This window comes from Paenibacillus sp. 4624 (genome assembly GCF_050435065.1).
Taxonomy (GTDB): Bacteria; Bacillota; Bacilli; order Paenibacillales; family Paenibacillaceae; genus Paenibacillus; species Paenibacillus amylolyticus_D.
Genome location: NZ_JBNDJR010000001.1, coordinates 690,482 through 704,850, shown reverse-complemented (window position 1 = coordinate 704,850; position 14,369 = coordinate 690,482). Strand labels below are relative to the sequence as shown.

The 14,369-nt window shown below is 44.6% G+C and carries 7 protein-coding genes and 1 pseudogene; 1 reads left to right on the top strand and 7 read right to left on the bottom strand.

From position 1 onward, the window contains the following. Nucleotides 1–5: 5 nt before the first annotated feature. The 7 genes and pseudogenes from ABIE27_RS03175 to ABIE27_RS03145 form a co-directional block, all read right to left on the bottom strand. The gene (locus tag ABIE27_RS03175) at nt 6–6,047 is read right to left on the bottom strand and encodes an RHS repeat-associated core domain-containing protein (RefSeq protein WP_429349889.1); all 6,042 of its coding nucleotides are present in this window, start codon (nt 6,045–6,047) and stop codon (nt 6–8) included. A 202-nt stretch (nt 6,048–6,249) separates the two neighbouring features. After that, entirely contained in the window at nt 6,250–7,578 is a 1,329-nt protein-coding gene (locus tag ABIE27_RS03170; RefSeq protein ID WP_429349888.1) for a hypothetical protein, read from the bottom strand. A gap of 724 nt (nt 7,579–8,302) precedes the next feature. After that, nucleotides 8,303–8,749, bottom strand: coding sequence for a hypothetical protein (locus tag ABIE27_RS03165; protein WP_429349887.1), 447 nt, complete (start codon nt 8,747–8,749; stop codon nt 8,303–8,305). Between the two features lie 125 nt (nt 8,750–8,874). Further along, nucleotides 8,875–10,590: an ABC transporter ATP-binding protein gene (locus tag ABIE27_RS03160; protein WP_429349886.1), complete on the bottom strand. Its 1,716-nt coding sequence runs from the start codon at nt 10,588–10,590 to the stop codon at nt 8,875–8,877. A gap of 52 nt (nt 10,591–10,642) precedes the next feature. Continuing rightward, on the bottom strand, nt 10,643–11,674 hold the full coding sequence (locus tag ABIE27_RS03155; protein WP_123062479.1) for a FecCD family ABC transporter permease: 1,032 nt from the start codon (nt 11,672–11,674) through the stop codon (nt 10,643–10,645). Nucleotide 11,675: 1 nt separating this feature from the next. Next, nucleotides 11,676–12,731 carry a FecCD family ABC transporter permease gene (locus tag ABIE27_RS03150; protein ID WP_123062480.1) on the bottom strand — a complete coding sequence of 352 codons (1,056 nt, stop codon included), beginning with the start codon at nt 12,729–12,731 and terminating at the stop codon, nt 11,676–11,678. 267 nt (nt 12,732–12,998) lie between these two features. Then, nucleotides 12,999–13,673: pseudogene (locus tag ABIE27_RS03145) on the bottom strand (glycerophosphodiester phosphodiesterase family protein). Nucleotides 13,674–13,899: 226 nt separating this feature from the next. Between ABIE27_RS03145 and ABIE27_RS03140 the strand changes: the two are divergent. Then, the gene (locus ABIE27_RS03140; RefSeq protein ID WP_123062483.1) at nt 13,900–14,250 is read left to right on the top strand and encodes a hypothetical protein; all 351 of its coding nucleotides are present in this window, start codon (nt 13,900–13,902) and stop codon (nt 14,248–14,250) included. The last annotated feature ends 119 nt before the right edge of the window (nt 14,251–14,369 follow it).

Sequence of the window (14,369 nt, the reverse complement as noted above, 5' to 3'; positions counted from 1 at the left end):
TCACCTCATTTTTTAGGTATTCCTGGAAGTCCGGCTCTTTGCATCGGATCTCTTGTATAAACAAAATGATACACTGTATTTGATGCTTTATCATATAAAACTTCCAGATTGTAAGCTTGATTATTTTTATACATTATAGTGTAAAACATCTTAGCAGTAGATCCTTTCGGATCACTCATTTCTTTACCATATTTTATAGCAGACGCTAATGTTTGGACTGGTACAAATCTTGCGGCAGTTTCCATTCGAGCAGTTGTAGTAACTGTAAAATTCAGTCCCTGCTCTAGTTTGGTAAATTTCCCAGCCTTAAATATCCCCATTCCAGATGATACTGCTACCCCTTCACCTGGATGATTCTCTACATAATTCGCCAAATCTTTAGTAAACCCTTGAATAAAACTGAGTACTGGAAACTTCATGTGGGCTTGTTTTAAAATTTGATCCATTGGAATCATTTTGTCACTTGATTGCATTATATCTGAATTGGAATACCCAGCTGCTCTAGCTTGATTTCTAATACCTTCTGCTTGATTTGACCAGTAGTCCCTTTCCGACTTTGTACTAGCAACAGACCATTTATTTTTCATTTCATTAATGGTATAATTCCAACCGTATTTTTCGTTCCAATGCCCGCTTGGATCGATATATTTCAGCGGATTATTCTTCACATACGCATACAGATTCAAACTCAGTGGATCGTCCAGTTCACCCTCAAACGTATCCTCGTTAATAAACCTTCCTGTGTTTGGATCATACCATCTCGCCCGTAAATACTGCAATTGTGTTGCATCATCCCATAACTCACCAGAGTACAGGAACGGATTATGGACCTTCTCCTCCTTGGACTCCAGATTGCCCCACATGTCATACTGATACTTGTTCAGTAATACGCCATTGACATCCCGCAGCTCGGTAATATCTCCGTGTCCATTACTCTGAACATATGCTTTACTACCGTCTGCATAGGCGATCGCTTCCAGCTTAGCACCACGTATATAGTTCGCTTTGAGTTCTGGCGTACCGTTGCGCACTTCAGCTTCGGCAATAATCTGAGCGCCATCATCATAATAGTAACGCGTAGTGACACCATTCTCTGTACGCTCGACAAGCAGGTTATCACCGTTGTACTGGTATCCCACTTTTGCCGTATCTGTAGTGACTTGAGTCAATCGATCACGGTTATCGTATTGATATTCGCTGTTAACTACGTTAACTTCTTTGTCCGACTGCATCGTTAGGCGATTGCCTTGTTTATCGTACGTATACTTTTCGTTATTACCACTCGACGTTGCTATCCGGTCCAGTTGGTCATACGTAAAGCCGTCCTCAATCCCCTGCTGCACACGCTTTGTTATGTTTTTGTTGTTATCATAACTGTAGTTGTACAGGCCTAGTGTAGCTTGGTCTCGCACTTGCTCAAGCCCCACCAGATCCAGACCGTTATACGTTTTGCGTTCATTTACACCATTCAGTGATTGAGTTGATTTAAATAGTCCATTCAGATAATATGTGTATTGCGCATCCGGTGCATTCTTCACCGTTCCCACCGAGGTCATTCGATTCATTGCGTCATACGTGTTGTAAACTGTATTGCCAAATGGCCCTTTGATCTCCGTACGGTTACCATTGAGATCATAAGTGAACTCAGTCGTCAGCCCATCGGGATAGGTTAGTCGTGTCAATTGTTCCGTTGCTGGGTCATATTGATACCCTGTCGTACCCGTACGGTCTGTCATGCTCATACGTTTACCGACGGCATCGACAGCGAAACTAATCGTTTCGTCCGAGCTCACTTTACGGAGCAAGTTACCACGCAGATCATAGTCATATGTGAATGTATTTCCATTACGATCCACATATTTTGTCAAGTTACCACCAGGTGTATAGTAACTTTTCGTGATATTACCTGACTTGTCTTTTGTCTGAAGGCGGCGATTCAGCTGATCATACGTATTTTCTTTCACGTTACCTGCTGGATCAATTGTCTTAATTAGATTAGCTGCCAAGTCGTAGCTATATTGTGTCTGTTCTCCATTGGCGCTGGTCACTTGGCGGAGCTGGCCCACGACATCATAACTGAATGCAGTCACATTGCCATTACCATCGGTTTGCTCCAGCGTTTGACCGCTGATGTTATCGTATTTGTTTTTCTCCAATACTCGGAGGACCTGATCCAGCTGCGTTTTCTCTTCCGTTTTGATGCCTTTGCCCCACTTATCATAGGTTGCAATCTGCATATAGCCTTCAGCATCCGTACTTGTTGCTGTACGAGCTACATCATCGTATTTCATGGATATGGATGTACCATCAGCTCCGGTGGTCATCACCACACGGTTCCAGTTATCGTACGTATTACGAGTACGGTTGCCCAGGGCATCGTCTGTCCAGGCAGCCCGGCTATACGGATCATATCCGGTACGTTGAGAGACTACATAGCCGTTTCCTGAGAAATAACCATTCTCGATGGCCTGACCCAGTGAACTCCATTTCTGTATCCGTTGCTGACCCGACTCGTCCGTCACTTTGATCGTATTGTTGATATCATCGTAATCCGCACGGAGCTTTGTTCCATCCGTTTGCGTTACCTCAATGGTACGCCCTATCGCATCCATGCGATACTTGGTAGTACGCTGCTCTGCATCTGTAGAAGAGATCAAGTCACCGGTGGTCATGTCATAATCAGACGATGTGCTGACCAGTGTTGTTTGACCATTCACATCGGTCACCATCATGCTCAGACGCGTTGGAAACGCATTTTGATAACGACCATCATATTCAAGTGTGGCATTTCGTTCTTGTTTGCTGTCCGAAATCCGCTGGTTTAACAGGTTACCATAGGCATCATAGGTGTAATCTGCCTGTGTCAACAATTCACCGCCGGCACTGTCTTTCCGGTTCACAATTTGCTTAATGTTACCGAGGTTATCCCGTGAAAGAACTGTATATTTCTTGTTTGTCGCATCCACCATGTCGGTGACACTTGTTAACCAGTGTCTAGTGTCATCATACGTACTGGTCGTGGTGCGTCCCGTTGCATCCGTTACCGACGTAATATTGCCGTAATCATCCACCTGTACGGTGGTCGTTAAAACATCCTTGGCCTGGTTATCGGTTACCGTCGTTACCGTCGGTGTTGATGCAGCATAACTACGTCCTTTGACCGTTTTACCGTAGGTATTGGTTGTTGTCTGGGTTTTTCCCTCTGCACTAACCAGGGTCCGATCCAGATAAAACTGGGCTGGTGTGTCATTGGTAATAAAATCTTTGCGGTAGTTGTATTGCGTATTGGTTAATCCATTACTTACCGAGACAGCAAATGTTGTATCCTGTGAGAATGTAGCTCCCAGATCGGACGTATAGCTATACGTCTGACGGTTGAAGTCTTCTGTTGCTCCATTTTCATACGTAATCTGATCTTTACGAGACAAGACACGGTAGGCATCATTGAAGGACTCTTCACCAAGATAACGCTTAACCGGCCCGTTTTCATAATCATAGAACGTTTTGGCACCCGTATTATGCTGGACTGATGTCAGTAGCGCATAGGGGTTAAGTGCTGCACGTTCCGGGCTAAAGCCAGGCAAGTTAAACTTGGCATCCGCCAGTTTGTAAGAATACGTCGTTTTTCTTCCTAGCGGATCAATGACCGAATCGAGTAGTTCCATACCATTTTTTGTCTGTTTGTTATATGTGACTGTACGGTTCCCCTGCACGATCGTTACAGCTGAAGATGTATAACTGATACGAATGGTATTGCCTATAGAATCCTTCACTTGGGTTAACAGTTTGCTGTTATACGCCGAATTGTTTTCATAGAAAAATTGAACCGTATTTTTCTGTCCGTCAGAGATCTGAAGCAGACGTCCATTCGCAGAAAAATATTGCTTGATTAATCCATCCGCCGAAGTCATCACCAGTGAAGACGTTTCTCCATTTACAGTAACCGTCGTATCCGGACTAACTGTGATGCCTTCCCAGTCGTACCCTTTTAGCGTATTCCCTGCAATTTCGTAGCGACCGCCATCGGCCAGCACCATAAACGTTTTGTTATTCTCCGTTTCGGTGTAAGGCAGTTTCCAAGACCACCCCTTACCCAGTGGTGCTCGTTTGTCCGCAGCGGCGGGAATCGTTTTGTTATAGTAGGTGACATCTGTGTTATTGCCCACTTGATATGCCCGAATCTCGGCATTAGGCTGAGAAGCAATATAATAGTTGTAGCCATCATTGATTCCGTTCTGGAACTGTACATTGGCATGATTATTAATCTCTGTCTTGATACTGCTCGCATCTGACCAGTAGTCTGTACCATCTGTAGCCTGCGTAGTTGATTCTGCTGCTCCCTCCGTAATCTCGGTTTCTACCCACGGGAGCTCATTCACATTGTAGGCTTTACGTTGCTTGCCTCCGCCACCCAGAAGCACCCAAGAATCGAACCTTCTGCCTGACGTGGTCGCGGGTTTGATAACTGTACCTGAATAAAGTTGGGAGTAATTGCGTGTGTCTGACGATGGTATGGATACAGAACCGTCATATTTCGCTTCCCATGACTTGGTACATACAAAATTGGCCACCGATTTATTCGGTGATGGACAAGCTTTCGTATTGGTTACAGATGACCGCGTCAGCGTAATGGTCTGGCCTTGAACCGTAGCTGTTTTGGTTTGCGGACATGGGCTCTCTGACCCGGTTTGTACCCAGTTCCCTTTGGCATCATATTTACCAGGAATGGAATTCACGCAGGTTTGAGTAGGGGCCGTAATCGTTCGAGCAGGTTTATACTCTCCCGAAACCACAGAAGGGCTCCCCTGTTTATTGAGTGTTCCGCTAAAAACACCATTGTTGTAACTCACACTTGAAGCAAAACTGTCGACATTTGTTGAATATCTTGTTGTTTGTTCTGTACGTGACTCCGCGGGTACGGGGTATACGATGGGCTGCTTGGCCGCTTGTTTGGCCTCCGCCTCGGTAGCATACGTACCTAGAAGTTTCGTTTTTCTTTCCTGAATTTCGGTTTCGAGATCGATCACACCATCGCCATCGTTGTCCATCTGATACCACATGTTTTCGCTATATTTCACATTGTATTTCGGGATTTTCTTTTTGCGAATGGCACTATACGTCACAAAATACTTGTAGACAGGATACTCGTATGTGTTAAAGCCTACTTCCTTATCATAGAACTGCGCTTCGGATGAGTTATACTGCCGCTGTAAGGAGAAACCCATACCACCACGTCCTGGCAGCGTTGCATCCACATGCTCCAGGATTAAGGAACCACTCAAATTGGAGATGGCTTCTCCATTTTCACCTACGGAATAAGGCGCCTCGTTAAATGAATTCTTGTTAAATACCGGTGCTTTCTCGGAAATATGTTTACCCGGATCAGGCACACTGGTTGACGCAGCCAAAGGCTGGATAACATCTGAAGCTGTCCTATGGGTCGCTTCATCTGCTGGTGTAGTGTTATTCTCTTGATTTTCCGTAACGGATTCCGGGGCTGTCGTTGATTCTGGCTGTTGGCCCTTCTCTTGGGCTGGTTCCTCCCCAGCAGGCTGACCTGTTTCAGGAGCACTACTCTCTGGATCTGTTACAGGCTGATCGACCGCTTCAGATTTCTCTTTGTCGACTTCCTCATCTTCCGTCTTCGGTTGAGCAGGATCGGTGCCTCCATAAACCTCTTCGGTTACAGCAAACGTATCATATCGTTGCATGATACTGGACTGGTCAGCCTCAACACTGACAATCGACAATTGGTTGTTAAGAGAACCTTCCGTATAGACATCACTGGTTACGCTTTGAGATTCATTAATTTCTTTCGGATAAAGGGTATTCAATGCTTCTTCAAATCCCATTTGACTATCTCTCATTTTGAAAAAGGCTGAGAGAATTTGATTCAAGTTATATCCCTGATCCAGGTAACCTTGAATAAAACCTTCCGTCGTACCGAATTCGCTGATCATCACTTGAACCAGATCCGTAGTCTGACTCTGTTCTTCCTCCGCGTATGTAGTCGCCGGTATCCAGTTGCCAAAAAGACCTAATGTCACGGACAAAATTAGCAGGATAGAGATGAATTTCTTCGATATACAGTGCTTCAACATGTTCTCCCCATTCAGATGGTGTGTGTTAATCTGTTATAAATTTTAGAACTAATATGCTTTTTATAAACTTAGACTGTATTGTTATATTACCGTTGTTATAATATGTTCATTCAATCTTTAGGTTCAAACACATGCTACACTTTATTAATTACTGACGTTGGATCTTTAAGAGATTTCCATTGTGATCATAGGTATATATATATATCTGTCCTGATGGAAGTTGGACATAATCTATTCTTCCAGCAGAATCATAATGCATTAGTACAATATTATTCACTTTATAACTCGTCACATTAGAAGCATTACCAGCCGCGTCTTTGGAACGAGCATATACATTACCGTTAGCGGGTATAACAATAAATGTGTTGGAGTTGTACTCCTTCCACGTCACGTAATCTAATGAATATTCACGTATCCTAGCGTCGTCAGGATAATTTATAATTACGCGAAGACTACTACTCATTGATTTATCAGGGAGTGTTGAAAACGTAGCATTCGCTGGGGGAGTTACGTCAATATTGCTAATCGTAATTGTTTGAATATTTTTGTTGCCAATGTTGTCTTCAGCATAGACAGTGTAAGTATTGTTTGTTTCAACCAAAAACGAATTTCCAGTTACAGTAGTACCTGCACTGTCAAAATAACTAACAGTTTGATTGCCAATGGCAAATTTGGCAGAGATGACTGTTCCACTATTATCATTTGTCGATACATTAACTACTACTTTTCCATTCGTCGCTGTATCGGGGGTCTGCGAAAGCATAATAACAAGTGGATTCGTATACACTGGTGCTGTGTATGCACCAATAGACGCGGATCTGTTATAATGTGATTCATTTTCACCTTCATAATATATATCCAACATAAACTGATTCCCTTTGATATAAAAATCTCGCTGTTCAAGCTGGGATAACCAATTCGACTCTTTATCAGTGAGGATTTTCATTTTTTTTACTATTTCTCCGTTTTTATACAAAGACACATCGCTATATTGAGCAGATATTCCACATTTATAGATCGTCCCATCTGTATCAATTATCTCGCCATAAGTGCTTGAATATGTAAAAAACTTACCTTTGTACCCGTGCGCATAGTCGAATGATACTGTTCTTGACGCGGAAGCCCCATCTTTTCGTGTATAGTTTATTACAAATTGTTTATCAGAAATTTTGTCTACTGATATTAATCGAATTGGCTTTGTACCTGACGTTGAGTTGTCCGTTAACATGTAGAAGTACGGTTGGTAATTTTTCGTGTAATCAATATACCCCTTACCTCCCGAGTCATTAACCATACGAATAGTCGTACCATCGCTTTCTACAACTGTATCCGTGCCTTCAATCACAATCGAACCATATGTAGAAACAGCTGCATAACTCACCTTATTTATCATGGGTATTGCAAGAAAAGGTTCAAACAAGCAAAAAATGAATGCAATCAATAAAATTTTTGTTAATCGTTTTCTTCGTTTCTTCACTTGAATCCAACTCCTCATAATGTTTAGGATGACTACATAATTCATTTAATTCGTAACATTGATTAGTGCTAGATTGGTATCAAACAACAGATTCATAACATGTTGCTAGTAATAAGTGAACAGACCTGAGAGGTAATGGGCAATCTATCCAACTTACATATTTATTAATAATTAGAGCGGTATCATTATCCTGCCGCTCATGTGTTGGACTGAAAATTTCATTGAAATTCTCTTGTTCCCTTTTCAGATGAATCTGAGCGTTCTCTTTATAGTCTGTCTCATCTCAATACCAATAAAACTATTCAACTCCTCTCTTTTTATTTTTATTGATTAATGCAAATAGCTATCTCATTATCAGCGATTCTATGCAAATTAGATATAGGCTTTTTTTGTTTTATTTCGTCTTTTTTTGTCGATAAATTCCCAGTATGCAGATATAAAATCAGAAATATTATGCGATTCACTACTGAATTGTAATATGTATTTTTTTTAATATATACATCCATATTAAATCAAGAAATATTATATGAAAATAGAAACTATAACTAGTTATTTTTTATCCTCCTCTCATTCTCGATACATAGAGTTCTTAAACTTTCATCTCTAAGCACTTTTTTAAAAAATTCGTACACAAACAAGACCACCCAGTATCCTGCGCCGAATAGTCTCTTCTATCCTATTTCATCTTAAAATACCTATTCTAGCCAAAATAATAATCTATCCATCACTTCCTTTTCCCACGCCACCAATACCTTCCCCACACGCCTAACACACCACAAAACAGTAGCGCACAGTATGCCCAGGCAAACAGCATAGCAAGCCCTAACCCGATGTTGGCATCCAAACGTTCATCGGTGATGTAGGTATACAATGCAAACGTAAGAGGTACGGCGCCGATGATAAAAAGTCCAATAAACCAGCCAACCAAGATACGAGGGACGTAACCTTTGCCATTCCCCATCAGTTTACGAATCCCCAGTAATAACAACGATAAAATTAAAAGAAAACCGAGACAGGTAAGTAGTATTTTAGTCAGATCTGACATGTCAATTGCCTCCCCACGCTCCATTTTCTCCAGATGATATGCATGAAGGTCCCTAATCATGTACCTGTTGAACCTATCATACACTCCAACCATAGCTTTGCCCATCATTACCCATTTTGGTGCCATATGATCGTACTTTTCCCTCCCTCCAAAATAAAAAAAACCACCGCCCCGACTCCTTCCAAGTCATGGCGATGGTTAACTTATATACTCCCGTGTACTACGTATTCCCAAACGTTTTGCAACTCTGCCTATGCACCAAACTGCGCGTAATGCAGACGGCTGTAGATGCCGCCCGAAGCAAGCAGTTCCTCATGACGTCCCTGCTCCGTGATGCCTTGCTCGGCCACGACCACGATGCGGTCTGCGTTTTTGATCGTCGCCAGCCTGTGGGCAATGACCAGTGTGGTGCGACCTTCGGACAGCTCCGCAAGGGATTGCTGGATTGCAGCTTCCGTCTCGGTGTCGAGTGCAGACGTCGCTTCATCCAGAATTAGAATCGGAGGATTTTTCAGGAACATGCGAGCAATGGATAACCGTTGCTTCTGTCCCCCAGACAGCTTCACGCCGCGTTCGCCAATCAGTGTATCCAGCCCTTCCGGCATGGATAGAATCAAAGATTCCATCTGGGCCCGACGAGCCGCCATCCAGATTTCTTCTTCCGATGCATCCAGCTTGCCGTACGCAATATTTTCCCGAATCGTACCATCGAAGAGGAACACATCCTGCTGCACGATCCCGATCTGGCTGCGCAAGGAATCCAGTGTCATGTGCTGAATATCCTGACCATCAATCGTGATGCGCCCTTCCAGCACATCATAGAATCGTGGCAGCAGACTGCAGAGCGTTGTTTTCCCCGCCCCCGACGGACCGACCAGAGCTACGGTTTCACCGGCACGAACACTGAGATCGATACCCTGAATGACTGGCTCCTGATCCGAATAACCGAAAGTCACTCGCTCGTAACGAATGTCTCCACGTAGATGGGATACCGGAACAGCATTAGGGCGGTCCTGGACATCCGGCTCCATATCAAGCAGGTCCGTATAACGTTTGAAACCTGCAATGCCTTTAGGATAAGTCTCAATAACCGAATTGATCTTCTGAATGGGTGTCAGGAATACATTGGACAACATAATAAAGGCAATAAACTCACCATAGGTCATGCTGCCGTTAATCACAAACCACGTTCCGCATACGAGTACAAACAACGATACCAGCTTCATCAGCACGTAACTGATCGAAGAGTTCCAAGCCATAATTTTGTACGCGACCAGCTTGGTTTGACGGAAACGACCGTTGTTTACCGCGAATTGCGCTTTTTCATACTCTTCATTGGCAAAAGCCTGAACCACGCGAATACCCGTAATATTGTTTTCTACACGCGCGTTAAAATCGGCAATATCCCCGAACATTCGGCTGAAGGCTTTGGACATTTTGTTCCCGAAATACAAAGATAGATAGATAATAAGCGGCACAATGATAAATGTCAGAATCGCCAGATTCCCGTTAATGCTCATCATGATGCTAAATGCACCCACAAGCGTCATCACGGCAATAAATACGTCCTCGGGACCATGGTGGGCAATCTCACCGATATCCATCAGATCATTTGTCATACGGGATACGAGATGTCCGGTCTTCGTATTGTCAAAATATCGGAAGGATAACTTCTGCACATGGTTGAACAGATTTTTACGCATATCCGTTTCGATATTAATCCCTAGCTTATGTCCCCAATAAGTAACTACGTAATTCAAGAATGAATTCAGCAGGTAAATACCCAGCAATGCAAGGCACGCCCATAAAATCCAGTCCCAGCGTCCACCTGGTAACAGATCATCCACAACCCGGTTCACAGCTAGCGGAAAAGCCAGCTCCAGCAATGCGACCAGAATTGCACAGCTAAAGTCCAGAATGAACAGCTTTTTGTACGGCCTATAATAGGCAAAAAAACGACGAAGCATGAACCTAGTCCCCCTTACGGCAATCCTCCGTCAATATGATGATGATTACCTTCTATTTTGTCCTGCTTAAAAGATACAGGAAGTATGGTGCACCCAGAATAGCTACTAGAATCCCGGCTGGGATCTCCGAAGGTTGCAAAATGACACGTCCCAGCGTATCAGCCACCAGAACGAGCAATGACCCAACCAGTGCAGAAGCAGGCAGCAAAAACTGATGTTTTGGCCCAACCAGACGGCGCGCCAGATGAGGCCCGATCAAACCAACAAAACCGATACCGCCACTTACAGAAACACAGGCTCCCGCCAAAACAGCTGCAGCAGCAAGCAAAATCATCCGTTCACGCTCTACAGGAGCACCGAGACCACTTGCTGTCTGATCACCAAGATTCAATACGTTCAGCACACGTGCCTTCGCCAGTACAAGCGGTACAAATACCAAGATAAATGGCAATAGTGCCCAAACAAACTTCCAATTGGAACCCCAAATGCTGCCTGCGAGCCAAGTGGCCACAAATTGATATTTTTCGGGACTAAGCCGCAGCGTTAACACGATCATAGCTGAACTGATACCGGCTGCGATCCCGATTCCCGTGAGCAACATACGGGTTGGCAAGATGCCCTCCCCTTTTTTGTAGGAAAGGATATAGATTAGAAATGCTGCAAAGCTCGCTCCAATCAGAGCAAGAATTGGAAGCAGAAAGATCGGAGCTGCTGTCGTCGTTGGGAAAAAGGAAACAAACAGCATCACCATAAGCCCCGCTCCAGCATTAATACCTAGAATTCCCGGATCAGCAAGCGCATTGCGCGATACCCCTTGCAGAATACAGCCGGACAACGCCAGACCCGCTCCGATCAGTACGGCAATGACGATACGCGGCAACCGGAATTCAAACAGGATCAGCTCCTGTTTCGGTGTACCGCTGCCAAACAACGTCCGTAAAACCTCCAGTGGCGAAAGCTTGGTAAACCCGGTATTCATACTGATAATAAAAGCTGCAATAATCAAAAGACCAAGCACAACAAGAACAACGATACCTTTCGTTTTCTTTTTGCGCTCTGCGCCAACTATAGTTGAGGAACCCATCTTACAGCGTCCTCCTTTCTTTTCGCGCCAGATACAGGAAGAACGGTACCCCGATGAGGGCTACCAATGCGCCAATCGGCGTTTCGTAAGGCGGGTTAATCATACGTGCTGCCAGATCCGAAAATACGAGCAACAGGCTGCCCATCACGGCAGAACAAGGAATAATCCAGCGATAATCGACCCCAACCAGCTTCCGCGTAAGGTGGGGGATGATCAGACCGACAAATCCGACTGCACCCACGACAGATACAGCAGTACCCGCCAGAATAAGTACTACAATCAGACCGACAAGCTTGATCAGACCGGTACGCTGTCCCAATCCAACCGCGATCTCCTCGCCAAGACTGAGAAGCGTAATTGAACGCGAGATGATCATGCCAACGATCAGTGCAGCGAGCACCCAAGGAAACATCACTTCAAGCTGAGACCACTTCGTTCCGGCCACTCCTCCGGCAGTCCAGAACGCCAAGTCTTGTCCGATTCTGAAGTAGAGCGCGATCCCCTCACTCAGTGCAGACAGCATAGCCGATACCGCGGCCCCGGCCAGCACGAGACGCAGCGGCGTCAGACCTGATCGGGATGCCGCACCGAAACCATACACAAGCAACACGCCAAGTCCTGCTCCTAAGAAGGAATACATAATAATGTACATGTACGGCAAACCGGGGAAAAAGGCAAAACAGATCGCCAGTGCAAATCCGGCGCCAGCGTTCAGGCCAAGCAATCCCGAATCAGCAAGCGGGTTCCGGGTCATACCTTGCATAATCGCACCGGCCACAGCGAAGCAAGCACCAACCATTGCTCCGCCCAGAATACGCGGTAACCGAATCTCCCATATGATCTGATGAGGCGTCAAGTCAGGGTTAAAGTTAAAGACCGCCTGCCAGACCACGCCGAGTTGAATATCCGCAGCGCCAAATGAAATGGATAATGCCATGCCGAGAGCAAGCAACAAAATACCGCCTGTGAGAATGAGAGTGGCTGCCCATGGGCGTGTATGGATTTTTGCTGTAGGCGAATCCTCATTTGAATGCGTGGAAGAACTGTTCAAGTTCATACTTGTCCACCTGTGTTATGAGTGAAGCTTATTAACCTTATGTACATAACAATCACCTCTCCAAAAATACCGCTTCTATTGATATTGATTCTCATTCCCATAGATTATTGTAAGGGAATCCTTCCAGTCTGGCAATGGACAAAAAGGACAACTTTCTTGCAGATATGAATATTCCCGCATGAATATGCATAAAAAAGGCCACACAGAGCTTTATCGCTCCTGTGTGGCACTCATACGATAACTTTTCATACGATAGCCTTACATATCCTAATGAATTCCAGTATTCGCTGAGCGAGTCCGAACGGTCATCAATGAAGCGAGTACATCTGGAAGATCGGTAATAATGCCTTGTACTCCCATATTAATCATCAACTCCATATCGACGGGATCATTCACGGTAAAGGGATAGGTGACTATACCTTGTGCAAGAGCATCCGCTACTTCCTCTTTAGCCACAGCCAGCTTGTAGGGATGAAGACCCGTGGCCTCCAGTTTAGCCGCATAATCATAAGGACGTTACAACTTCTCCATGTATAAAAGCGCAGTACGAATGTCCGGTGCAATGCGCTTACACTTAACAAGAGAGGCATGATTGAAGCTGGACAGGACAACCTGTTGCTCCATGTTCCATTCCCGAATGACCTGGATGACCTTCTCTTCCATCCCCTTGTATGGCACGATGCCATTTTTCAACTCTACATTAAGCAGGATTCTCTTGCCCTGTACTAGGTTAAACAACATTTCAAGTGAAGGAATAGCCTCTCCGGCAAAATCCGAGTGGAACCAGGAGCCAGCATCAAGAGTCCGCAATGTATCAAAGGTGCAATCCTTAACCCAGCCCTCGCTTCCCGCCGTCTGTTGTAAAGTTTCATCATGAATTAACACCAACCGGCCATACCGCAGATGCACCTCGGTGGGCAATAATTTCAAGTGTTGTTCCATCCAGACCCTCCTGCATTCAAAGTGGATTCTATGAACTTTCACTATATACACCATTTGTCAGACACGTATTAAGAGAGCGTTTAATTGTATGCTGGCTTGTTCATTCAGCACGGGTCTAACATTTAAAGGGCTGGGGATTCACTCATTTTTGCGAACTCAATCTAAAAACCAACATAATATAATATCAGTCGTAGACAACTGCACTCCGCTGTAAGGAGGTTGCCCTTTGAAACCGTTGAAATCACGAACAAGGAAGCACTCGATCTCTTCCAGATCTTGCTCTGCCCAAAAGTGCTCATCGCATCATTCAGCGAAGAATAGATCAGAACCCGGATCGAAAATCAGCACGCAAAGACCTCCCGGATCACGACAAACGATTCCGCGGGCTTCTGTTCGAGGACTCTCTTTACCTGACAGAACAAGTAATCAGTCCAGTGTTATCGAACCCAAACAAAATAGACTGGATAAACTGGCCTTTGTTGCGGCTATCCTTGCACTGATTGCTTCCGCTATTGGACTATACATTGCCTGGAAAACACTTCTTCTGCCCAGCGATACTACGGAAATCGTCGTATAGTTTCCAATAGATAGCTCTATCTCATTGTTATGGGATGGAGGTCTTTTTTTAGGTAAAATTAAAAAAACCGTTCCCCTGAGACACCGACAGCCGCCGGCATCTCTTTGGAAAGGCCATTT